Here is a 23,872-nt window from a genome sequence, read left to right as displayed (position 1 = left end):
CCCTCAACCGGGCGGTTGCGGAGTGTTGACCCATGTGTGGAATCCTAGGCATTCTGCAGCGATCTGCGGACGCGCCGCCCGAGCTGTCCCCATCTGCCCTGGCCAACCTGCGTCACCGCGGCCCGGACGGCAACGGCCTGTTCCAGGCGCCCCACATCGCCCTGGGGCACACTCGCCTGTCCATCATTGACCTTTCCGACGCCGCCGGGCAGCCCATGCACTATGGCCGTGGGCGCTATTCCATTGTCTTCAATGGAGAAATTTACAACTACCTGGAATTGCGCCAGGAGTTGCAGGCTTCGGGGGAGCGGTTCGCCACGGCGTCGGACACGGAAGTCATCCTGGCGGCCTATCACGTCTGGGGGGAACGCTGCGTGCTGCGTTTCCGGGGCATGTTCGCCTTTGCCCTGTGGGACGCCCAGGCCAAAACGCTGTTCCTGGCCCGCGACCGCTGCGGCGAGCGGCCCCTGTTCTACAGTCAGAGCGGGGATCGCGTCTTTTTCGCCTCGGAACTCAAGGCCCTGCTGCCGCTGCTGCCCACCCGACCGGAACTCGACCCGGCTGTGGTGGATATGTATCTGCATTATCAGTATGTGCCCGAACCGTGGACCCTGTTGCAGGGGGTGCACAAGCTGCCAGCAGCCCATACGCTGACCCTGGGGCCGGAACGTCTGCATGCCGAGCCAGTCCGCTACTGGGATGTGGAAACCTCCCTGCCGCCAGCCGACGTCTTTGCCGGCATGCCCACGGACACCGCCGGCATTCTCGAACGCATTCGCGCTTCCCTGGAAGATGCCGTCACCCTGACCTTGCGTTCTGACGTGCCCGTGGGTGTGGCGCTCTCCGGCGGCATCGATTCCGGCGCCGTGGCCGCCCTGGCCCAGAAGCACTACCCCGAGCCCATGCACGCCTTTTGCGTGGGCTACCCGGGCCGGCCTCCCTATGACGAACGCGTGCAGGCCAAGGCCCTGGCCGATCAGCTGGGCATGATCTTCCATGAAGTGGAACTGCCTGTGGACAGCTTCCTGGATTTTTTCCCGGAACTGGTTCGCATCATGGACGAACCCATCGCCGACCCGGCGGCCTTCGGGCATTATTCCGTCCCCCGCGCGGCGCGGGATCTGGGCATCAAGGTGCTGCTCACCGGCATCGGCGGGGACGAACTGTTCTGGGGATACAGCTGGGTGGCGGAATCCGTCCTTCGCAATGAGCAGCTGCAGGCCAATGCAAGGCACCCCCTGGGCCAGGCCATGCGATTCCCGCCAGTGGCCAGCCTTGTGGCGCGCCTGGCCCGTTCCGCCCGGGTGCCTGCCCTGGTGCGGGCGCGAGCCGCGGCCCTGCTGCAGGTCCACCACACGCGAACGCCCGAGGGACAACTCAGCTTTTATGAGGTCATCGACGACTTTTCCGCTGCCTTTTCCCTGAAAACCGATGCCTATGGCCCCGCCATGGCTGCGCTTTCGCCGCAGAACCCGTTTCGCCCCACGGCCATCGGCCCGCGCGCCGGCACGGATCTGCCCGCGGCCTGCATCCGCCTGCTCTTCGACACCTGGCTGGCCTCCAACTGCCTGAGCCTGGGCGACCGCGTGAGCATGGGCGCCAGTGTGGAATCCCGGCTGCCATTCCTGGATGTGCAGCTCATCGAAACGGTCATGGCCCTGCGCGCCCGGGTGCCGGATCATACCCTGGGCCAGAAAGCCTGGCTGCGCGCCGCGCTCAAGGGCGTGCTGCCGGACGAAGTGCTTGGCCGGCCCAAGGCGGGATTTCAGCCGCCGGTCTGGGAGTGGCTCTCCCAGGTGGTGGCCCACTACGGCCACATGCTGCGCGACGGCTATCTCGTGCAACACGGCTTCATCCGCAGCGATGCAGTGGACGATCTGCTCCAGCACCACGCAAGCCGTGGATGGCCCACGTTGTTTTACGCCTACAAACTGCTGTTGATCGAAATGTGGCGGCAGCAAATTATCCTTGGATAGACTGCATTTGGTGCCATGATGCAAAAGATATTTCTTGTTACTCCCGTGCGCAATGCCGTCGCAACCATTGATGAAGTCATCTGGAGCATCGTTTCGCAAACCGGAACGCATGAACTTCATTATCATATTCAGGATGGCGGCTCCACCGACGGCACACTGGAGAAAATTCAGGCCTGGAAGACCCGGCTTGCCAGCTTGCGCGGGCTGCTCCCCACCACCATCCGCTTCAGCTACCAAAGCGCGCCTGACAAGGGCATGTACGACGCTCTGGTCAACGGTTTTGCGCAACTCCCCATCGGGCCGGACGATTTCATGGGCTGGTGCAATGCGGATGACGGACTGTTTCCCGGCGCACTGGACGCCATGGCTCGTTTTGCTGAAGCGCAGCCCGGTGTGGACTGGATCATTGGCTGGTGGGCAGCCTTTGACAACCTTGGCCGCCTGAGCTGGCTGGATCGCCTGCCGAAATACCCGCGGGCCATCCTTGCATCCGGGCTGGCCGATGGCATCCACTGGCCCTTTGTGCAGCAGGAAAGCACCTTCTGGCGCAAACGCCTCTGGGACAAGGCAGGCGGCCTGGACACCTCCCTGCGCCTTGCCGGGGATTGGGACTTGTGGCGACGTTTTGCGGCCCATGCGCCGTTGACGCACATCTACCATCAACTCGGCGGCTTTCATGTCCGCCCTGGCCAGCAAAGCCAGGACATGAATGCCTACCGCGCGGAAATGGATCGGATTAGCCCCCGTCCGGAGCGGCTCAAGGCCTTCCGAAACTGCCTCAATACGGGCATCCCGCTGACCTCGTACCCTTGGTGCATGGAGTCGGATGACCGCAGCTGGATGGATTCCGTACGTCATTGCTCCCGCAAGGCGCAGTGGCTGGCCCGGCTGATCAATAAAATGCCTCCTCATGTGACGCTCCTCAAACATTTTCACAAGGCCTGGTGAACCGCATGCTCCGAAAAATTATCAACCGCCTGACCACGGTTCGGAAACCGGCCGAAGAAACCGAGACGCCGCGCACTCCCGAGTGGGCCACATTCTATGCCGCCTCCACCTCCAGAGCCCTTGAGCGGGTATCCAATCGCGGCCTCCGCCTTGAAACCGTCATTGATGTGGGCGCATCCAATGGCACCTGGAGCCAGGAATGCATGCGCTACTATCCGAACACGAACTACATGCTCATCGAGGCGCAACCCTTCCATACCGCCAGCCTGGACGCCTTTTGCCAGACGCACCCGAATGCCAGCTATGTGCTGGCCGCCGCAGGCAATAAGGACGGCACCTGCTGGTTTGATGAAAGCGACCATTTTGGCGGCTTGGCCTCCAATGAACAGGTTGCCGGCTGCACCCAGGAACGGCCCATGCTCAGGCTGGATACGCTGATGGCGGAGCGCAAGCTGAGTGGCCCGTTCCTGCTCAAGCTTGATACCCACGGGTTTGAGAAGCAGATTCTGGAAGGCGCGGAACAGATGCTGGCCCACACGGAGCTGGCCATCATCGAGGCGTACCTGTTCCGCCTGCATGAGGGGGCGTTACTGTCCCATGAGCTGTGCATGCAAATGGACCATTACGGCTTCCAGCTCTGCGATTTTTCGGAGCCCCTATGGCGCGAACGTGACCTGGCCCTGTGGCAGTGGGATTTGTTCTTCCTGAAAAAAACCAATCCGGTTTTTGCTTCAAACACCTACGTGTGAGCATCTGCGGTGACAGCCCAACAACGCAAGCCTGTCCAACAGCGCAAGACCATTTTGTTGTATAATCATGCAACAAACACCGGACACCACGAATCATGGACTGCGCTTTTTGCTTCGCTCTTGCTGCAGCAGCAGTATCACGTCGTCTGCATGACACCTTGTCCACAGACGTTGCGCAAGATTTTGTCTGAAAGTGGTGTGGAGACGGATCCTCGGTTGCAGATTTTGGAGCTGCCACCCCCTACCTGGGCCATGCGGCTGCGGACGCGCGTCAAGTCTGTCCTTGAAGCCGGCAAGAGGTGGCGGGCTCAATTGCGTGGCACTCGCAGCAAGCGTGCAGCGGAAAAGCCCTTCAAAGTCACACTGCGGTACAAGTGGGAGGTCAATGCCCCGTTGTATGCCGCCAACGCTCCGGAAGTGCAGGTCGACCCCGAGGCGCCGCTCCTGCAGCAGCTCAAGCGTCGGGCGCTTCACGTCATCGTCCCATGCGTGTATGCCATCATCAGGTTGTTTCCTGCGCGGCAGGCCTGCGAAAAGCCTTGCCCTCCGCCATGCATGGGGCTGCTGTCTCCCGACGTGCTCTTCCGGGCCGCCGATTACGCGCAGACCAGGGCGGCCTGGAAACCAGATTTCTTCTTCTGCATGTATACCGACATCTGGCTTACCTTCAGCCCGGCCTGGATGCACTCTCCCGCCAGAATGCCACCTTGGGGTGGCCTGCGTTTTTGCCCATTCAAAGGTTCGGCGGTTGGGGCGGAGCAGTACCTCGCCACTTCTGTATTCCGGGGACTGTGTTTTTTGGACGAACATGCCGTGGAGACTTATGGCAGGGCGTTTCCGGGAAAAACATTCGCCTTTGTGCCGGACATCACCTACGCAGAGCTGCCGGATTGTCAGGGAGAAGTCGTGCGGCAGCTGCTGCAAAAGGCTGCCGGCAGGCCTATTGTGCTGCTGTGCGGATCCATTGAATCGAGAAAAAATGTGCACCATTTTTGTAACGCAGCCTTGAAGCACGTTGATTCCGGTTTCTTCTTCGCCATCGTCGGCCAGTTGCAGTATTCGGCCCTCTCAAACGATGAATTGGATCTGCTCGACTCTTTTGCCGCGATGGAACACACCTTCCTGCATGACGTCTTCTTCGCCCAGGAACGCGACATGAACAGCGTCATTCATAGCGCCCAGTTCCTGTTCGCTGCGTACAAAGGGTTTGACCAAAGCAGCAACATGCCCAGCAAAGCCGCCCTGTTCGAAAAACCCATCCTCGTTTCGCAAGGCAGCCTGATGCATCGACGCGTCGAAAAATATGGCATCGGCCTCGCCATTCCTGAGGACGATGAGGACGCGCTGCTCACCGCCCTGGAAACCTTGCGCGCACGCCCGGTGCCGCCGGAATGTTATGCTGCATACCAGGCTGATTTTTCAGAACAACAGATGGCCGTGGCCCTGAACGCATTCTTCGAACAAACCCTTGCCTGACCTGACGTATTCAGAGCATGCATGCCATGACACCCGCCCACACCCTGGCCCCGGTCGCACTCTTCGCCTATGCACGGCCGGACCATTTGCAAGCCACCCTGGACGCCCTGGCCGCCAATACCCTGGCCAGCCAGACCGAGGTGACCATTTTTTCCGATGGCCCTCGCCACGAACAAGACGCCCAGGCCGTCCGGGACGTGCGCGAGCTGGCCCGCGCCACACAACTTGGCAGCGCCTTTGCCGCCGTGCATGTGGTGGAACGGGACCGCAACTGGGGACTGGCCGACTCCATCGTGGACGGCGTCACCACCCTGTGCGCCAGCCACGGCCGCGTCATCGTGCTGGAGGACGATATCGTCACCTCCTGCCATTTCCTGCAGTACATGAACGACGCCCTGGACCGCTACGCCGACGCGCCACAAGTGATGCATATTGCCGGCCACAACTTCGACATCGACCCCACCGGCCTGCCGGAATCCTTTTTCCTGGGCCACTCCTCCTGCTGGGGCTGGGCCACCTGGCAACGGGCCTGGGCGCACTTTTCCCGCGATGCCGAAATGTTTGTCCGCTCGTTTTCTGCAGACGACATTCACCGCTTCAATCTGGATGGCGCGTACGACTACTGGGGACAGATTCTGGCCAACAGGGCAGGAACTTTGAAAACCTGGGCAGTCTTTTGGTATGCTAGTGTTTTTCAAAAAAATGGGCTCTGTCTGCATCCCAGGGCTAGTCTCGTGGATAACATCGGGCACGATGGTACTGGAACAAACTGCGGTTGTGATACCTTCATGCGCCAATGCGCCAGCCAAGACCAAGTGACTGCTTTCCCGAGATCACTTGAAATAAGTATCTTGGGTTTATCAAAGTACAAACAGTATTTGTCTGCGTTGCACGCATCTGTGCGCAATGCACCTAGTGCTTCTTGTTATTCCTCCACGCATCGCGCCCCTGTACGCGCGCTTCAAAGTTTGGCGTCATATCTTCGTTCAATCTTTTACATAAAGCGCAGATAATCTGTTGCAAAGCTAGGCAGGAGGAGTTAATGAACCCTTTTATTTTGCGCATTTGTTCTTTGTTAGGCATCCGTTGCCACAATCCTCCTCCTGATCCTGAACTCTCTTTGCGCAAACACTGCACAGCAGCCCCAACCGCAAAGTTGTTTCCCACTGCACAAATAATTAACTGTACGATGAAGCCCGAGGACATTGTTTTAGGCGAATATACATATGTCCGCGGGGAATTGATGACTTTCGGCCATGGCGGACGTGTAAAATTGGGAGATTATTGTTATGTTGGTGAGGGCACGCACATCTGGTCCGCCCTGTCTATTGATATTGGCGATCGCGTGCTCATCTCGCACCATGTCAATATTTTTGATTGTGACACGCATCCGATAGACGATTTGCATGCAAGACATGCGCAATACAAGCATATCATAACTGCCGGCCACCCCAGCGACATTACGTTGCGAGAACGCCCTGTTCGCATCGAAAACGACGCCCTCATCTGCTGTCAGAGTATCATCCTGTCCGGCGTGACCATCGGCGAAGGCGCCGTGGTGGGTGCCGGCTCCGTCGTTACCAAGGATGTCCCGCCAATGACCCTTGTGGCGGGCAATCCCGCCCGCGTCATCCGCACCCTGACGCCCCCAGAGCACCGCGCATGAGTGACACTCCTCCCGCCAACAGCATGACCTGGGAAGAAGCCGTGGCCTGGCTGCGTGCCCAGCCCGGCAGCGAGGCCCTGGTACGTGCCTGTTTCTTTGATGATCCCCTGTTCGACGCCGCCAAGCGGTTTCACGAGTGCACCGAATGGCGCGCCGTGCGGGACCTGCTCCCCCGGCCGACCCCAGGTGCGCGCGCGCTGGATGTGGGTGCGGGGCGCGGCATCGCCTCCTACGCCCTCGCCGCCGACGGCTGGCAGGTCACGGCCCTGGAGCCCGACCCCAGCGGACTCGTGGGCGCGGGGGCCATCGCCGCTCTGGCTCACGAAAGCGGCCTGCCCATCGTCATCGAGCAGCAGATGGGCGAGCGCATGCCCTTTGACGATGCCAGCTTCGATGTGGTCCACGCCCGCCAGGTGCTGCACCACGCCCGGGATCTGGAACAGTTCTGCGCCGAGCTGTTCCGCGTGCTCAAGCCCGGCGGGACCTTCATCGCCACCCGTGAACACGTGGTGGACAACGAGGCCGATCTGGCCATCTTTCTGGAAGCGCACAGCCTGCACCGCCTGTACGGCGGCGAGCACGCCTTCACCCTGCCGCGGTACCTGCAGGCGCTGCGCACGGCCGGCTTTGCGCTGACCCATGTGCTCTCGCCCTGGGAGTCGGACATCAATATCTACCCTTCCACAGTGGAGGATATTCGCCGGCAGTGGGCCCGGCGCTGGCATCTGCCGAGCCATCGCCTGGTGCCCATGGCCCTGGTGCGCCGGCGCAGCAGGGCCTTGACCGAGCCCGGCAGGCTGTACACCTTTGTGGGGAGGCGGCCATGAGTGCATTGGCATACGTGACGGGGGCCTCCGGATTCCTGGGCCGGCATGTGGCCCGCCAACTCGAACGGGCCGGCTGGACGGTGCTGGGCCTGGGGTTCGACTGCTGGCAGCAGGAAGCGCCCAGCGCCTGGGGCATCCGCCACTGGCGCACAGGCGCCGTGACCCTGGAGATGCTGGAGGCAGCAGCCAGGGAGCTTGGTGATCCTGCCGCCGTGGTGCATTGCGCCGGCGGCAGCAGTGTGGGCTACAGCATCGACCACCCGCGGGAAGACTTTCTCGCCACCGTTGGCACCATGGTGGATGTTCTGGAATTCGCCCGCCTCCGCTCGCCAGCGGTAAAAGTGATTTATCCTTCCAGCGCCGCCGTGTACGGCGCCCGCGCCGAGCTCCCCCTGCGGGAAGAATTCGCCGGAGCGCCCATCTCGCCCTACGGCCTGCACAAATGCATGGTCGAGGATCTGTGCCGCGCCCACGGCGCGCGCTACGGCGTGCCCTCGGCCCTGGTCCGCTTTTTCTCATTATATGGCAACGGCTTGTACAAACAGCTGCTTTGGGACGCCTGCACCAAGGCCAAAGCCGGAGACTTCACCTTCTTTGGCACCGGGGAAGAACAACGGGACTGGCTTCATGTGGATGACGCCGCACGACTTTTGGCCTTGGCCGTGGACCATGCCACGGCAGACAGCCCTGTGGTCAATGGCGCCACCGGCGTGGGGCTGACCATCCGCGAATTGCTGACCCGTCTTGGCGCGCTGCTTTCCCCTCCGCGCATTCCGGTGTTCTCGCAAGCCGTCAAACCCGGCGATCCCTGCCACCTGGTGGCCGATGTCCGGCGGGCGCAAGCCTGGGGATTCACGCCGCAGGTTCCTCTGGAAGCAGGACTGGCCGCCTACATCCGCTGGTTTGACGCGCAAGGCGGTGATTCCGCATGATCCGCGTTGCCTGGATGGTCCCCAACAATCCCGGCTGGATCGGCGGGCTCAATTATTTCGTCAACCTCGGCGAAGCGTTGCTGCAACTGCCCGAGCGGCGCATCCAGCCTGTGATCCTTGGCCACACCCAGGGCTTGCCTGAACCACTGGCGCACTTTCCGACGGCCATTTTCCCTGCGCCCCGGCGGCGTCTGCTGGGCCGGCTGTGGCGCGAGGTGGATGAGCGTTTCCTGCATCGTGGTTATTATTATACAACCCAGCTGCTGCGCCAGGACATCCAGCTTTTCTCTCACGGGGCCGTGCTCGGCCGGCACTCGGCCTTGCCCGCGTTGTACTGGCTGCCGGACTTTCAGCACCATCATTTGCCGCATCTGTTCACTGCCGAGGATCTCCAGCACCGCCGGAAAATTGAGCGCAACGTGGCCGCGCACGCCCAGGGCGTGCTCCTTAGCAGCGAGGACGCCCGGCAGGACTTCCTCAAACTGCACCCCGAAGCCGAAGCCAAGACGCATGTGTTGCGCTTTGTGGCCCACTCCCCCCCGGCGCACACCCTGCCGGACGCCGCCCAGGTGCTGGCTGCCCACGGCATAGACGAACCGTTCTTCCACGTCCCCAACCAGCTGTGGGCGCACAAGAACCACGCCGTGGTGGTGGAAGCCTTGCAGTTGCTGGCCCGGGAAACGCCCGGCGGCAAGCCGCCCCTGGTGCTCAGTACCGGCTCGGCCCAGGATTATCGCAATCCGGAATTCTTCCCTGCCCTGCAGGCACGCGTGGCCGAGGCGGGCCTGGCGGATCGTTTTCGCTTTCTCGGCCTGCTGCCCTACCCGGAAGTGGCCGTGCTCATGCGTCAGGCCGTGGCTCTCATCAACCCCTCCCTTTTTGAGGGGTGGAGCACCACGGTGGAGGAGGGCAAAAGCCTGGGCAAACGGCTGCTGCTCTCCAACCTGCCCGTGCACCGGGAGCAGGCTCCGGCGCGGGGTTCGTACTTTGATCCGCACACTCCGGCCGAACTGGCCGCGCTGATGCGCCAGACCCTGGCCACCTATGACCCGGCCATCGAACAGCGCGCCCTGGCCGAGGCCGAAGCCGCCCTGCCGGACCGCATGCGGCAGTATGGGCAGGCCTACGAGGAAATCGTCCTGCGGGTGGTCGGCGCACACAGGCGCTGAACGTCGGCAAGCGCGGTCCCATTCAGACAAATGGGGGCGCCCTGTTAAAGGCGCCCCCGAAGTATTCCTGACTCCCTCCAACCGCCGCTACACAAAGCACCCCGCCAGCACCGGGTCCGCATCCAGCAGTTCCTGCACTTCGGGCAGGCAGTCCCGCAGGGACAGGATGGTGAAGAACTCTTCCTTGATGGACGGCGCCAGCCGCACCGCCTCCAGCCATTCGGCGCGGGAGAAGGGGTCGGCACGCACGGCGTCCCAGAAGCCGGTCTCGCGGAAGAGGCGGTCCACCGTGGCGGCTGTTTCCGCTGGCTGGCCCGACGTCTGGCCCGACATCTGGCCCGACATCTGGCCCGACATCTGGCCCGGCGTCTGTTCACGCAGCTTCTCTTTGACCCGATCCTGTAGCCGGCCCATGAGGTAGGTGGCCACACCCACCTGCAGGCCATGCAGCCGGGGGCGGGTGGAGATGGCATCCAGGGCGTGGGAGATCAGGTGCTCGCCGCCGCTGGCCGGGCGGGAGGAACCGCAAATCTCCATGGCGATGCCGTTGAGCATCAACGCCGTGCCGAGCAGGCTCATGCCCTGCACGTCAAACCGCGGCGAGGCCAGGAACTGGTGCACCGTGGCGTCGGAAAGCAGGGCCGCCAGATCGTCCACAGCCTCGCCGCGGTGGTGGAAGGCCAGTTTCCAGTCATAGACCGCCGTGAGCTTGGAGACCAGATCCCCCACGCCGGAAAGCCAGAGGATCCGCGGGGCTGCCAGGCAGACCTCCACATCCACCACCACCCCTTGCGGCAAAGCTGCGGCCAGGGAACGGCGCTTACCAGCCAGGGTCAGACTGGCCTGGGGGCTGCAGAACCCGTCGTTCGAAAGCGACGTGGGGACGGCGAAATAGGGCAGCCGGGCCAGAAAGGCCAGGTACTTGGCCATGTCCAGGGCCTTGCCGCCTCCCAGCCCGACCACGGCGGTGGTCTTTTTGGGCAGGGCGGCAAAGGCGCTGGCGGCATCTTCGAAGGAATTATCCAGCACTTCCGACCAGCTGGCGACTTCCACATCCTCCTGGGCCAGACTCTCACGCACGGTGACCAGCACAGGCGCAGGCAGGCCCTGGGTGGCCAGCACCAGCACCCGCTGATGCCCGCCACGATGCAGGTACACCCCCAGCCGGGCCAATGCGCCGGGCTTGATACGCACCAGCCCGGGAACGGATATGAGCGTGGCGCGGGTCATGGCCGGCCCCCTTCCGCCAGCAGGGCGTCGGCCACTTGCGGCCAGGTTTCGAACGGACGGTATGGCTCCCCGCGCTCGGCCAGGGCGGTGGCCAGATCGGCACGGGCAAAGCGGCGCGCTGCCGGTGTGGCCAGGGCGGCGGGCAGATCGGCGAAACCATCGCCGGCAAAGGCCACCGTTGCCCCGCGCTCCAGGTGGAACCGGACAATGGCCGCCTTGTCCACCCCGGTTTCCAGACAAAAGAAGGGCGATTTATCCGGTGCTTCCATGCGCAGGGGGCCCACAGGGCCTTCGTGCGTGCCGGGGTTGGCGTGGACCTCCATCTCCAGACCCAGGGCAGTCAGGATGCGGCGGATGTACCAGTCGCAGCCGGCCGAAGCCACAATCACCTCCCAGCCCGCCGTGCGCAGCCGGCCTACGGCGTCGGCCAGGCCCTGCACGGGCTCCATCAGGCGGACGATCTCCTCAAGCTGGGCGTCTGTGGCGTCCAGCCGGGCGAAGATGCGCTGCAGGGCCGTGAAGTGGGTGATGTGCCCGGCGCGGTAGTCCTCCCAGGGCGTCAGGGCGTCGGGAGGCAGCAGGCGCGCGGCCACGAGCTTGTAAAAATCATTCACGGTCATGGTGCCATCAAAATCGGTGACCAGTACGGCATGCGTCATGAGAAGGAAACCATCCTCTGGCTGGCTGTAACGACAACACGTCAGGCTCACGCAGTAGACCACATAGCGCGCCCCCGTGGCAATGCGATGACCGCAGGAGGCGGGAGGCCGGTCAGTCTGCCAGCAGAATGGCCGCAAAGGCGTCGAACATCACCCACAGCCGCGCCCCCAGGGCGAGTTCCAGAGCCGCGGCGCTGTCGTTGGTGATGATGGCGCATACCTGCAGGCCGTCCGCCAGCTCGGCCACCACTTCCGTGCACATGTCCCCGGCCTGCACCTGGCGGACCACGCCGGCAAACCGGTTGGCCGCGCTGGACTGCGGGGAGGCGTCCCCCCGGGCCAGGGCCACCCAGGGCGCCTTGACGATGGCCGTGGCATAGCGCCCCGGACGCAACTGCATGCTGCGCACGCTGCCATTGGTGATGACGGCATAGACCGGGTACCCGCCCAGGGTGGTCAGCTCCACTTCGGATTGGATGTCCCCGGACCGAATGCGGGCCACCTGGCCGAAGAAGGTATTGCGCGCGCTCATGCGTCGGGCATTCTCGCGCCGGAGATGCTCGCCCAGGATGCGGCGGGTGGCTTCATCGGAAAACTCCAGCAGGCTGGCGGCCAGATTTGCCGTGCCCTGCCCCAGAACCTGCTGCACAATGGGCAGGGGCATGCCGCCCTGCAGCAGCTCAATGGCCCGTGAACGCCGCAGGGCCGTGGGATTGGCCAGCTCGCGCGGCAGGCCGGCACGCTCGCCGACCTCCTGGAACTTGCGGCGGACGTGGCCCTGGTCCATGCGAAACACCGCCCCCCGCCCCTCGGCCTGGGCCGGATCTTCCAGATACGCGGCCAGTTCCTGCGCGGCCTCGCGGGGCAGCTCCACCTCGCGGGCGTTCTGGCCGGCATCGCCGGGCGCGTCGCCGTCGCCATGTTCCGCCCCCCGAAAGCGGACCACGGCCCTGGCCAGATCCACGTCGGTCCGATCATCCAGATCCAACGTTTCCTGCAGCCGGGCTCCGGTGTAGCGCAGGATCAGAAACAGGCACCAGACCCGGCCGCGCGCCCGCCGGGTGGCTTCGCCTCTGGTGGATTTGTACCAGTCCTCAAAGGCAGCGGTCAGGGCGGCCAGCTGGGTCTGGTCCAGGTATTTCACGCCCTCGGGCACCTGCGCGCCATCCAGCAGCGAGGCGGCCTGCGACGAGGCAGCCTGTGGCGGGGCGGGCATCGTAGACTTTGATAATGATTTCATATGGCTCCCAATGAACAGCCGGACACGGAACATGCATACCATAGGCATACTGTATCCTGGCCAGCAAGAAAATATTCACACGAATAATAAAAAACTCGTGACATTTCAGGAAAGACCTCGTATTCTTTGCCTGCAGAGTAAGGAGGCCACCGCCTCGCCGGAACAGATCAGAACAGGTCAGCCCTGGAGGCGCCTATGTTGTTCCAGACCGCCAACATTGAAGTGTCACCCTTTGTGCCGCCGCTGGTGGCCTGCGTCATCTCGTTTTTCACCTCCATGGGCGGGGTGTCCGGCGCGTTTCTGCTCCTGCCCTTCCAGATGAGCGTGCTGGGATACACCAGCCCGTCCGTGAGTTCGACCAACCAGCTATTCAACATTGTGGCCATCCCCAGCGGCGTGTTGCGGTACATCCGCGAAGGCCGGATGGTCTGGCCCCTGACCTGGATTGTGGTGGCCGGGACCCTGCCCGGCGTGCTGCTGGGCGCGGTGATTCGCGTGGCCTACCTGCCCGACCCCTCGCAGTTCAAGGCCTTTGCCGCCCTGGTGCTGCTGTACATTGGCTGGCGGCTGATGCGGGATCTGCTGCGCAAGGGGCAGGCCGGGCAAGAGAAGAAAAGCAGCGAGCAACGCTTCCAGGAACTGGCCAGGGCCCACCGCGAGCGTCAGGCCGGCGCACAAGGGCAGCCCCTGCCCGCAGCCTGCGTGAAGCAGTTCACCTGGCGGGTCGTCTGCTACGAATTCTACGGCGAGATGCACACTGCGCCCACCCTGGGGCTGCTGGCGCTGGCGGCCATTGTTGGCGTGGTGGGTGGGGTGTACGGCATCGGCGGCGGCGCCATCATCGCGCCCTTCCTGGTCTCGTTTTATCGCCTGCCCGTGTACACGGTGGCCGGGGCCGCGCTCATGGGGACTTTCGTCACCTCCGTGGCCGGCGTGGTGTTTTACCAGCTCATCGCGCCGCTGTATCCCCAGCTCTCCGTGGCTCCGGACTGGAAACTTGGCATCCTCTTCGGTCTGGGCGGGATGGTCGGGATGTACCTGGGCGCGCTGTGCCAGAAGCACGTGCCGGCGCGGCGCATCAAGTGGATGCTCAGCGGCCTGATTCTCTTTCTGGCCCTGAAGTATCTGGGAGAATTTTTGATGTAACCCCGGTGGTTATACCACCAGGAGCCCACAGGGCTTGCCAGCCGCCTGCATCAGGGGCATTGTCCTTGCCACTGCACGGCACCATGTGTTCGGCGTCTTCCTTCTGGAAGACGCCGTTCCGCGTTTCCGACAACAGGCGGCCCCCGCCAGCCAGCCGGCAGAACAGCCTCTCGCAAGAGGAGAGCACCATGCCTCACGCCAATAACCAGGCCGGAGCCTTCCCGCTCAAGGAAGTACTGACCTCCTGCACCCTGTTCCTGACGGCCATCATCTGGGGCGGCACGTTCATCGCCGGGCGGCTGCTCAGCCAGGAGGTGGCGCCATTTACCGGCGCGCTCCTGCGCTTTCTGGCGGCCTCCGTCGTCTTGCTGGCCGTGCTGCTCTGGCAGGAACGCCGCCTGCCGCGGATCAGCCGTTCCCTGCTCCTGCCGCTGCTGGGGCTGGGGGCCACAGGTGTATTCGCTTACAATATTTTATTTTTGACCGGATTGAAGACCGTGCCAGCCGGCCGCGCGGCGCTGATCGTGGCCATCAACCCTGTGGCCATCACCCTGCTTTCGCGCCTGTTTTTCAAGGAACCCCTCACCCCAGCGAAAATCACCGGTGTGGTGTTGTGTCTGACGGGAGCAGCCACGGTCATCGGGCACGGCAACCCGGCCGCGCTGCTGGTGGGGGATGTCGGCTTCGGCGAGCTGGCCATCCTCGGCTGCGTGCTTTCCTGGACCTCTTACACGCTCCTGGGCAAAACCGTGCTGGGACGACTCTCCGCCTTACAGACGGTGACCATCTCCTGCGTGCTCGGCATGCTCATGCTGCTGCCCTTCTCCCTGGCGGAAGATTTGCCGGCGCAGCTGGCGCGGCTCAGCATCACCGGCTGGTCCAGCGTGCTTTTCTTGGGGGCGCTGGGCACCGGCCTGGGATTTGTCTGGTTTTACAAGGGGGTGCAGGCCATCGGCCCATCAAGGGCTGCGGTGTTCATCAACTTTGTGCCCGTCTCTGCGGCTGTGATGGGCGTATTGCTGCTGCACGAGCACCTGGAGCTCTCAGTCATCGCCGGCGGTTTGCTGGTGCTGGCCGGCGTGGCCTTGACAAACATGCGCAGAATGAAGCCTGCGGAGGCGAAGGGGTAGGCAGGAAGCGCAGGGCATTGGGGCGATTGCATGCTGGCCATCGCAGGCCGCCCCCTTACGAAATGCCCCATTTGCTCCGGCGAAAAATCCGGGATCACAATGGGGTCATACCACACCATAATTCTGCCGATTGATCGTGTTAATTCTTGGTACCCGAGGCGGGACTTGAACCCGCACAGCCTTGCGGCCCAGGGATTTTAAGTCCCTTGCGTCTGCCATTTCGCCACTCGGGCACGGTGGTACGAGTCTCGATAATATTGCGATGCTGTTGCGATTCTGACTCTTTCTGTATTACGATTCAATTGCGATCAAGGCTGCGGTTCTGCTGCGATATTAGGGCGGTATGGTTGCGATGTTATCGCGATCCAGCTGCGGTTTCGACTTGATGGCGATGGCGCGGCCAGGGCAGCCTTGCGTGATTATCCTCCCACCAGGGCGCGCAGGTCGAGGGTCTCCTGGCGGATGTTCCCGGGCCAGAGCCCGAATGCCGCCGCGTGTTTCATGTTTTTGTCGATGCCCAGCATGCGGCCGGAAACGCCATCCGGCAGCAGAGCCGCCAGATCGCGGCAGCAGTCTCCCAGTGTCTCAGCGTCAAAATCTTCCAGCGCAAACTCCAACCGCAGCAGATCCCCGTAGCCCCAGAAATCCAGGTGCGCGGCACCGTAGCCGTTGAGCACGTCCTGGATTTGCACCATGAGGTCCTGCTCCACCTCCTGCAATTCATGGTAGGAGATGGACTGACTGTACATCAATGTTCCAAACACGTGGCAATTGAGTGCGGACATGGGCCAGTCCTTTCCGGGCGTTGCGCCCGATGCGCGGCCGGGCTTGCAGCCGTTGCGCGATGGGTTGCCCGAGACGACGGGCTGGTTGTACACAGGCCGGCGCGCGGCGTCAATTTGACGGCCTCGCGTTGGCCGTTTTTCCCTGGCAGAGGATTCGGCCAACGCACCATTTGTCAGCAGCGGGGCGACGTGCTATGTCGCGCAGATGCAGAACTCCGTCACCCCCACCCCCCGCGATCGCGTCATCCTTCTCGGCCTGGACGGTCTGGCCCTGGACATTGCCCAGGCCATTGCCGCCACTGGCCGGGCTCCGAACATGGCCGCCCTGTGCCAGGATTCCCGCACCGGCACGGTGGACGCCGAACTGCCCGAACTCTCCCCGGTCAACTGGACCTCCGTGGCCACAGGCGAGGGGCCGGAAGGGCACGGTGTGTACGGCTTCACCACCTTCAACCCCGCCGCGTACGCCATCGGCATCGGCGATTCCCGTCAGGTGCGCGTGCCCACGGTATTTGACCGCCTGGGCGAGCGTGGCCTGACCTGCCGCGTGCTCAACCTGCCGGGATTGTGGCCCGTGCGGCCAGGGCCGAAGTTTCAGGGCACCCTCCTGGCCGGCTTTGTTTCACCCTCCCTGGACACCGCCGTCTATCCAAAAGAGCTGGCCGCGGAGTTGCGGCAGGTGGGGTATCGCATCGAAGCCGACACCCTGCGCGGTGCGGGCGATCCGGCCTATCTGCTGGGTCAGCTGCACGAGACCCTGCGCGGCCGGCGGTACCTGATGCAACGCTTCCTGGCCCCAGGTGATTTCGACTGCATGTGCTGCGTCTTTACAGAAACCGACCGCCTCTTCCACTTCCTGCTGCCGGCGGTGCTGGACGCCGGGCATCCCTGGCACGCGGCCTGCGTACGGTTTTTGGAAGACTGGGACGCCGCCGTTGGTGAATTCTTCCAGCTGGCCAACGGCCTGCCGGGCCTGACCAGACCGGCGCGGGTGCTGACCGTGGCCGACCATGGATTTGCGCCGCTGGAAACGGAATTCGACGTCAACGCCTGGCTGCGGACTCACGGCTTTTTGCGCCTGGAAGACCGGGCGCCAGCCTCGCCATTGGACGCCACCGTCATCCGGCCCGAGAGCACGGCTTTTGCTCTGGATCCCGGCCGCATCTACCTGCACCGGCGTGGCGTGTATGCTCGCGGCAGCGTGGCTCCCGAGGAAGAGGCCGGCCTGCTGGAACGCCTGCGCGCCGGGCTCAAGGCCCAGTGCTGGAATGGCCAGCCAGTGATGGAAGAGGTCTTTCTCGGACGCGAACTGTACCCCGGCGACTCCAGCCCGGCCCGGCCGGATCTGGTCTGCCTGAGTCGGGTGGGTGTGGATTTGAAGGCCAAGTTCGACCGTTCCGAACTCTTCGGGCACTACGGCCGCCAGGGTATGCACACTGCACGCGGGGCGATCTTTTTTGACTCCCTGGCTGGAGAAGGCGACGCCACCCGGCCGCGCCGCATGCGGGACGTGGGGCGGTTGTTGCTGGAGTCCTTTGCCTGACCTCTCATTGCTCGCGAGCGCCGGCCGGCAGTCCCATTATTCAACGCCGGCCGGCGCGTCCCCGTCCTACCGGGCCGCCTCTGTTCCCAGCCGGCAGTCCTCAGTCTGCTGTTTGCGCAGGCATTCGATGAGTCGGCCCAGCTCCTGCATCTGATTGCCCAGCTCCTGCACCTGACCGCTGGCCTTCTGCATGGCCTGGAGCGTGCGCTGTGAAACGCTTTGCACCGTATCCAACGACTGGGAGACCTGTGCGCTGGCATGCACCTGCTCCTGGGCCAAGGAGGAAATGGTGGATGCTTGTTCCGTATTGCGTCGCACTGCAGCCACAATGGCCTGAATCGCCTGCCGGGAAGACTCGGAAAGGGCCGTGCAGCCCTGGATACGCGCCGCGGCCTGTTGCGTGGCTGTCTGGTTGGCGCTGACCCCTTGCTGGATGGCCAGAATGGCTCCGGCCACGTTTTTGGTGGCGGCCATGGTTTTTTCCGCCAGCTTGCGCACCTCGTCGGCCACCACGGCAAAACCGCGGCCGGCTTCGCCTGCGCGGGCCGCCTCGATGGCGGCGTTCAGGGCCAGCAGATTGGTTTGATCGGCAATATCCTCAATCACAGTGATGATGGCCCCAATCTCCCCAGCCTGTGCGCCCAGGGATTCCATGCCCGCGCGCAGCCCTTCGGCAAGGTTATTGATGTTGTCGATGGCTGCCACCACATCCCGGGTATGTTGTTCGCCCATGGCAGCATTCCGCAAGGCCACATCGCCCTCTTTTGCCGAGGCAACGGCATTGCTGGCGACCTCCCTGGCATGATGATCCAGGGACTGCATGGCCTCGGCCGTATCGGCAGCCAGCTCACTCTGCCGTCGGGCATCGCCGCTGGCCTGGGCAACCAACTCCCCCAACTGCACCGAGGCCAGGCCCACAGCCTTGGCAATCTGATCCGTCTGGCCGGCCAGTTCCAGCAGACGAACCGTCTGCTCCTTGAGCTGCAACTCCTGCTCATGGCTTTTTGTCAGGTCGTAATAGATGGAGAACACCCCCAGCGGCTCGCCCTGCAACCCCAGGATGGGGTTGGAGCTGACGAGCACATGCACCCCTTTGCCATCGTTTCGATGGTAGTCAATTTCCATCTGCACCTGACGGCCTTCCTGCACTGCCTGCATGGAAGTCGTTTTGTGCCCCGGAGCGCCATAAAAGAACTCGCTGGCAGTCTTGCCTTCGTGCGAGGCCGGGGTGCCGGTTTTTCCGAACAATTCCAGGGCGTGCGCATTGCAGTGGGTCACTTTGCCCTGCATGTCGAACACAATGAAGGGGAAAGCGTCCGACAGCCCGCGCAGCACCCCTTGGGAAAAGCCAAACTTGTTGCGCAGGTCATCGCGCATTTTCATCATGGCGGTGCCCAGTTCACCAAGTTCCCCTGGTGCGTTTGCCCGGCAGTCGGAATACAACTCCCCCGCTCCCACCTGCTGGGCAAACCGCACCAGCTGCCGCAGGGGCAGAATCACCGAAGTGTGGGTGGTGAGGCACAGCCCTCCGGCAATCATGATGCCCAGGAACAACAGCCCCAGTTGGATGAACAACAGATCCTGAACGTTGTCTTCGGACTCGGCCTGCATCATGGATACAGCTTTGTCCATTTCCTGATTGATCCTGTCACTGGCGTCCAGGAAGCTCTCTGGAGAAACCGTCTGGTTGTGTTGGACTATGGCCTGGACCAGAGGAACATAACGTTCCCACTGCGTCGCCACCCGCTGCAGCTGTTCTGCAACCACAGCGGAGGGTGGCGGGATATGGCGCGCCGGCCCGGCAGGGTCAAGTGTGATGGGCGCAAGGCCGGATTGGCGAAGCGCCTGTAACGTCTGGGAAAACACCCTGATGGAGCGTTCCAGCTTTTCGCCTGCCATCTGGGTCAGGGATGCGGCATTGGCAGCAAAAAGTGCCTCTTTGGCTATTTTTTGCGAGAGCATCCGCTGGCGCCCTGCCAGGTTGATGACCACGCCATCATCGTGCTGCCTGGACGCCTTCCAGGCCGTCGCCCCCATCATGGCCCCCGAAACTGCCAGCAGGGCCGCCATGGTGAACAGCAATCGCAATCGCAGTGTCATGCCTCCTCCCCCTCCCGGTTATACTTTGGTGATGCAGTCTCCGGTGCTGCGGAGCCTCTGCAGCATCAGTGGGGTCTTCTTCCCAGAACACGGTGCATGGTGGCCACCAGGGCGTTCACTTCCACCGGCTTTGCGATATACTCGTCCATGCCGGCAGCGAGAAAGCGGTCCCGGTCTCCGGTCATGGCGTAGGCGGTCATGGCGATGATGGGCACGGCGGCCTTCATCCCGAAGACGTCAGGATCGCGAATGGCTTTTGTGGCGGCAATCCCGTCCATGACGGGCATTTGCACATCCATGAGGATGAGATCGAACTCCCTGGCAGCCAGGAGCGCCAGAGCCTCCTGGCCGTTCATGGCCGGTGTGGCCTCGTACCCCAGTTTTTCCAGAAGCTTGACTCCGGCCAGGGAATTCACTTCATCATCTTCCACAAACAGAATGCGCACCCCGTGTGCGTCGTCGTCCTGCTCCCGGATCAGGGAGGCTTGCTGCCTTGCGGACTCCTCGGGCGCCAGCGCCCGCGAACGGACCTGTTTGAACGGCAACAGCACGTACACCATGGTGCCGCCCTGCTCGGAGGAATCAATGCACAACTCCCCGCCCAGCAGGGCGACCAGCTTGCGCACGATGGCCAGCCCCAGGCCGGCGCCCTGAAACCGCCTGGAGTAGGCGGCTTCGGCCTGGGAAAATGGCTCGAAGATGGTTTTGAGCAATGAGTCTGAAATGCCGATCCCCGTATCCTCCACGGTAAACAGCACCCGCGTGGTGCCTGCCCACCGGCCGGGGGTGGGTTGCATGGTGACGCGCACGCTGCCCTTGTCCGTGAACTTGATGGCATTGCCCACCAGATTGAACAGAATCTGCCGCAGCCGGGCTTCGTCACCCATGAGGATATCCGGCATGGCGGGGTCGCAGTCAAAGCGCAGGTCCAGCCCCTTTTCCTGGGCGGTCAGGGAGAGCAGCCCCAGGACCGATTCCCGCACCCCGGCCACATCGAATTCTGCTTCCTGCAGGCTCAGCTTACCGGATTCGATGCGGGACAGATCCAGCAGATCCGACAGCAGGTTGGTCAGCCGTCTTGAGGCCTGGATGGCTGTGCGCACGTACTCCTGCTGTTCCTGCGAAAGCGGTGTGGTGCCCAGCAACTGCAGCATGCCCAGCACGCCATTCAGGGGGGTGCGGATTTCATGGCTCATGTTGGCCAGAAACTCGGATTTGGCCAGGTTGGCGGATTCGGCAACCTCTTTGGCCTTGCGCATCTCTTCGGCCGCACGTTTAAGGCTGCCGATTTCGTGAAAGAACACCAATGCCCCTTTCCCGCCCTGTTCTCCGGGCAAGGCAAAGGGCACTGCGGTCACCTCCACCTCCAGCGTGGTGCCGTCGCACCGCTGCAGCAACTCTTCCGCAGGTGGGGCCAGTCGGCTTTCCTCGTTCAACATTCTGATCCGCTCCTGCACCAGTGGACGACAGGAAGGATGAAACGAGTCCACCACGCTTGTGCCCAGCAGCTCCTCAGGGGCAGCCGCCCCCAGCATGCGGGTGGCAGCATGATTGAGATAGGCGAACCGTCCGGCGAGCTGAATGAAGATGCCCTCTGGCGCGCTGTCGGCCAGGGTCCTGAACCGGGCTTCGCTTTCCCGCAGGTCCACTTCCGCCTGCTTGCGTTCGGAGATGTCCAGACAGTGGCCTATGTATCCCAAGAACTCGCCGTGCACGCTGTACCGGGGGGCGCCGGTGTCCACAATCCAGCGATATTCACCGCTTGCATGCATGAGGCGGTATTCCATGGAAAAAGAGTCGCGCCGATCAAAAGCCTGGGTGTAAATATCCACGCAGCGTTGCAAGTCATCAGGATGCACGCCCTCGGCCCAGCCGTACCCCAGTTCCTCCCGCAGGGTGCGGCCGGTAAAGCGGAGCCATGGCTCGTTGAAATAATTGCAGAGCTTGTCCGTGTCCGAGGTCCAGATGAGCGCACTGCCACTGTTGGCCAGGGTGCGGTAGTGTTGCTCGCTCTCTGCCAGCGCCTGCTGGAAGCGACGCTCCTCGGTCCGGTCCCGGAACACCAGCACCGAGCCGGTCACCCGGCCGGCGTCATTGCGGATGGCCGCCACCGTCTGCTCCACGGGCCAGCGGGAGCCGTCTTTCGAAAGCAACATGGCCTGCACGGCCAGACGCTCCCGCACCACTGCAGCCTCGCTCTGGCCATTCCCGCCAACCCAGCGCGCCTGGACCTCCGGCACCAGATGAAACACCTCTGCCAGCGGCCTGCCCCTGGCTTCGGAGTCGGCCCAGCCGGTGAGTTGCTCGGCCTGATGGTTCAGCAGCTCCACACGGCCGGAGGCATCGGCCACAATGACGCCATCCCCAATGCTGCGCAGTGTGGTTTCATGACGTCTGGCCAAATCCCGGCGGGCAGCCTCTGCCTGCCTTCTGGCCCGGCCGGCCAGCATGGCCAGCCCCACGACGCCGGCCATGAGCATCGCGGAAACAGCCAATGCGCCCCAAAACTCCCTGGTTGTCCGACTGCGCAGGGCGGCAATCCCCTGGCTGGCCTGGGCATCTGTATATTCCGCCTCCCGGTCGAGGGCGTGGTAGGCGATGCGCAGGCCGGTCTCGCTGGCTTCCCGAGGGAGCGTTGCGTTTGTCAGCTGTCGGAGCTTGTCCTCGAAGTCCGCAACTGCCCGTTGCAGGACAGGATCATCTTCCCGTCGCAGCCCCTGCATTGCCTGGTTGAGCAGGGCCACGCCAAGCTCCCCCTGATAGGAGGTGGCATTTCGATTGGCCAGATGCACGGCCAGCATGCCGCGGGCGAGTTCCACCCGGGCGATCCGGAGGGTCTTCAACTCCAGGGAGGCCCGGGACAAGCTGTCCAGCTGTTGCTTGTGCAGGTAAAAGATCGCCACGCAGATGAGCGCACACAGCAGCACGGTGCCCCACACTTCCGGCTGCCGATGCTGCAGACCGCGAAGCCAGCGGAATGATTGGTGGGAGGAAGAGACGGTCATGGCGCCACAATATCCTCAAACTGGAGGTCCCCGGGATGTTCCTCGCTGGTAAAGCCGAATTCCTGCATCAGCACCCAGAAGTCGCGTGAATCCAACAGATGCTTCTGTTCCGTATTCCAGGCATCCACAAGGGCGCGGTCATTGGTGCGAAAGGCAAAGCCACCGTAGCCGAGCAGGCGGAATTCCGCCGGGAGGGGTTGCACAAAAGGCTGTGCACGGTCGAGGCGGCCAGTCTGATCGTGCCGGATCATCCAGTCGATGGCTGGCGAGGAGAGGGCGAGGCCGTCCACAAGCCCGGCGTCCAGGGCGGCCAGCCCGGTTGCGGCGTCGGGGACCAGCACCAGCTGGGACTCCTGTACGCCCAACCGACTCAGAAGCGCGGCTTCTACAGAGCCTGTCAGGGCGGCCAGCATGATTTCCGGGCGTTGAACGACTTCCTCATACGAATGCAGGCCGTGCGGGTTGCCCTTGGTCACAAGCAGGGCCTGTCGCACCCGGAACGAAGGATTGGAAAAACGCACGCGCCTGGCGCGAGCCTGAGTGATAAACATCCCCGCGGCGATGACATCGATATGTCCATCTTCCAGCTCGAAAAGCAGCGACCCGAATTCCGAAACCCGCCACTCAATCTGTTCGATGCCGAGGCGTTGGACAATTCGCTTGGCCAGCTCCGGGGCCTGGCCGCTGACGTCGCCATCGGGGCGCAAGAATGCGTACGGAGGTTCAATGGCGTACCCGATACGGATGACACCCGAATCCACCAGACGGGCCAGGGATCTGTCCCAGGGGCGGGCGCTCAGCAGCCAGACGCTGCCCGCGGCAACCGCCGCGCATAGCAGGATGCACACGCCAAAGACCAGCAGTCGGCGCATGCTGGACCAGGAGAGCCCCTCGGCTACCGGTGGCCGGAAGGTGTCCAACCGAAACAGAGACCCCCGCGGCCCTCGTGCCCGCGGCCTGCCCGAACGTTCCGCAACCCCCAAGGCTCCCTCCTGCCAGATGACCGCTGTCGCTCGTTCATGAATCCCCCCCATGACGTGCTCCTTGCCGGGTATCTGTTACGTGCGGCCCCTCACACCATTCATTAATATACTCAATCGATCAAGGCCTTTGCCTCTATCAACCAAGCGCGGGCCACACATGAGGGATATACTGATACTCTTTTCTGCAGCGTTTTGGACCAAAGATCAAGCAACTATTTATCCCACGATATTATTGCCGGTTGAGGGGGGAAACTTGACCCCTGCGTCTGCAGCTGGCATCCAGGGGCTGCCTCATTTCCGCCTGTTGC

19 protein-coding genes and 1 tRNA gene are annotated in these 23,872 nt (G+C 63.0%); 12 read left to right on the top strand and 8 right to left on the bottom strand.

What is annotated here, in order from left to right:
• Positions 1–32 precede the first annotated feature (32 nt).
• From asnB to ACYQ00_RS13875, 9 genes are read left to right on the top strand one after another with little or no spacing between them, the layout of a single operon-like run.
• Positions 33–1,976, top strand: coding sequence for an asparagine synthase (glutamine-hydrolyzing) (gene asnB, locus ACYQ00_RS13915; protein ID WP_460032745.1), 1,944 nt, complete (start codon positions 33–35; stop codon positions 1,974–1,976).
• Positions 1,977–1,991: 15 nt separating this feature from the next.
• On the top strand, positions 1,992–2,924 hold the full coding sequence (locus ACYQ00_RS13910; RefSeq protein ID WP_460032744.1) for a glycosyltransferase: 933 nt from the start codon (positions 1,992–1,994) through the stop codon (positions 2,922–2,924).
• Between the two features lie 5 nt (positions 2,925–2,929).
• On the top strand, positions 2,930–3,673 hold the full coding sequence (locus ACYQ00_RS13905; protein WP_460032743.1) for an FkbM family methyltransferase: 744 nt from the start codon (positions 2,930–2,932) through the stop codon (positions 3,671–3,673).
• Between the two features lie 9 nt (positions 3,674–3,682).
• Positions 3,683–5,149, top strand: a complete 1,467-nt coding sequence (locus ACYQ00_RS13900; RefSeq protein ID WP_460032742.1) for a glycosyltransferase family protein — start codon at positions 3,683–3,685, stop codon at positions 5,147–5,149.
• A 26-nt stretch (positions 5,150–5,175) separates the two neighbouring features.
• Positions 5,176–6,162 (top strand): glycosyltransferase family protein, encoded by a 987-nt coding sequence (locus ACYQ00_RS13895; protein ID WP_460032741.1) that lies wholly within the window; start codon positions 5,176–5,178, stop codon positions 6,160–6,162.
• Positions 6,163–6,191: 29 nt separating this feature from the next.
• The gene (locus tag ACYQ00_RS13890) at positions 6,192–6,815 is read left to right on the top strand and encodes an acyltransferase (protein ID WP_460032740.1); all 624 of its coding nucleotides are present in this window, start codon (positions 6,192–6,194) and stop codon (positions 6,813–6,815) included.
• Positions 6,812–7,642, top strand: a complete 831-nt coding sequence (locus ACYQ00_RS13885) for a class I SAM-dependent methyltransferase (RefSeq protein WP_460032739.1) — start codon at positions 6,812–6,814, stop codon at positions 7,640–7,642. Before ACYQ00_RS13890 ends, ACYQ00_RS13885 begins: the two co-directional genes overlap by 4 nt.
• The gene (locus ACYQ00_RS13880) at positions 7,639–8,574 is read left to right on the top strand and encodes an NAD-dependent epimerase/dehydratase family protein (protein ID WP_460032738.1); all 936 of its coding nucleotides are present in this window, start codon (positions 7,639–7,641) and stop codon (positions 8,572–8,574) included. The genes ACYQ00_RS13885 and ACYQ00_RS13880 overlap by 4 nt, the downstream gene beginning before the upstream one ends.
• Positions 8,571–9,743, top strand: coding sequence for a glycosyltransferase family 4 protein (locus ACYQ00_RS13875; protein ID WP_460032737.1), 1,173 nt, complete (start codon positions 8,571–8,573; stop codon positions 9,741–9,743). Before ACYQ00_RS13880 ends, ACYQ00_RS13875 begins: the two co-directional genes overlap by 4 nt.
• Before the next feature lie 87 nt (positions 9,744–9,830).
• Here the strand turns inward: ACYQ00_RS13875 and ACYQ00_RS13870 are convergent, their stop codons facing one another.
• From ACYQ00_RS13870 to ACYQ00_RS13860, 3 genes are all read right to left on the bottom strand, one after another.
• Entirely contained in the window at positions 9,831–10,973 is a 1,143-nt protein-coding gene (locus ACYQ00_RS13870; RefSeq protein ID WP_460032736.1) for an iron-containing alcohol dehydrogenase family protein, read from the bottom strand.
• Positions 10,970–11,632 (bottom strand): HAD-IB family phosphatase, encoded by a 663-nt coding sequence (locus ACYQ00_RS13865; protein ID WP_460032735.1) that lies wholly within the window; start codon positions 11,630–11,632, stop codon positions 10,970–10,972. Before ACYQ00_RS13865 ends, ACYQ00_RS13870 begins: the two co-directional genes overlap by 4 nt.
• Before the next feature lie 112 nt (positions 11,633–11,744).
• Positions 11,745–12,872 carry a TOBE domain-containing protein gene (locus ACYQ00_RS13860; RefSeq protein WP_460032734.1) on the bottom strand — a complete coding sequence of 376 codons (1,128 nt, stop codon included), beginning with the start codon at positions 12,870–12,872 and terminating at the stop codon, positions 11,745–11,747.
• 195 nt (positions 12,873–13,067) lie between these two features.
• Between ACYQ00_RS13860 and ACYQ00_RS13855 the strand changes: the two genes are divergently transcribed.
• A complete protein-coding gene (locus ACYQ00_RS13855; RefSeq protein WP_460032733.1) occupies positions 13,068–14,018 on the top strand; it encodes a sulfite exporter TauE/SafE family protein in 951 nt (316 codons plus the stop codon).
• A gap of 188 nt (positions 14,019–14,206) precedes the next feature.
• Complete coding sequence (locus tag ACYQ00_RS13850; RefSeq protein WP_460032732.1) at positions 14,207–15,148, top strand: DMT family transporter; 942 nt, start codon at positions 14,207–14,209, stop codon at positions 15,146–15,148.
• 147 nt (positions 15,149–15,295) lie between these two features.
• Here ACYQ00_RS13850 and ACYQ00_RS13845 read toward each other — a convergent pair.
• A tRNA-Leu gene (locus ACYQ00_RS13845) sits at positions 15,296–15,381 on the bottom strand.
• Between the two features lie 186 nt (positions 15,382–15,567).
• Positions 15,568–15,933 carry a hypothetical protein gene (locus tag ACYQ00_RS13840; RefSeq protein WP_460032731.1) on the bottom strand — a complete coding sequence of 122 codons (366 nt, stop codon included), beginning with the start codon at positions 15,931–15,933 and terminating at the stop codon, positions 15,568–15,570.
• Positions 15,934–16,138: 205 nt separating this feature from the next.
• On the opposite strand from ACYQ00_RS13840, the gene ACYQ00_RS13835 reads away from it, so the two are divergent.
• Positions 16,139–17,476 carry an alkaline phosphatase family protein gene (locus ACYQ00_RS13835; protein WP_460032730.1) on the top strand — a complete coding sequence of 446 codons (1,338 nt, stop codon included), beginning with the start codon at positions 16,139–16,141 and terminating at the stop codon, positions 17,474–17,476.
• A gap of 66 nt (positions 17,477–17,542) precedes the next feature.
• On the opposite strand, the gene ACYQ00_RS13830 is transcribed toward ACYQ00_RS13835, so the two are convergent.
• The 3 genes from ACYQ00_RS13830 to ehuB all read right to left on the bottom strand — a co-directional run bounded on the left by ACYQ00_RS13830 (position 17,543) and on the right by ehuB (position 23,453).
• Positions 17,543–19,576 (bottom strand): methyl-accepting chemotaxis protein, encoded by a 2,034-nt coding sequence (locus ACYQ00_RS13830; protein WP_460032729.1) that lies wholly within the window; start codon positions 19,574–19,576, stop codon positions 17,543–17,545.
• A gap of 65 nt (positions 19,577–19,641) precedes the next feature.
• Positions 19,642–22,581 (bottom strand): PAS domain S-box protein, encoded by a 2,940-nt coding sequence (locus ACYQ00_RS13825; RefSeq protein WP_460032728.1) that lies wholly within the window; start codon positions 22,579–22,581, stop codon positions 19,642–19,644.
• Entirely contained in the window at positions 22,578–23,453 is an 876-nt protein-coding gene (gene ehuB, locus ACYQ00_RS13820; RefSeq protein WP_460032727.1) for an ectoine/hydroxyectoine ABC transporter substrate-binding protein EhuB, read from the bottom strand. The genes ACYQ00_RS13825 and ehuB overlap by 4 nt, the downstream gene beginning before the upstream one ends.
• Between the last annotated feature and the right edge of the window lie 419 nt (positions 23,454–23,872).

It is taken from the genome of Megalodesulfovibrio paquesii, from assembly GCF_054653055.1.
Note: the sequence above shows the minus strand (reverse complement) of the source record. Positions and strands in the feature narration are given on the sequence as shown.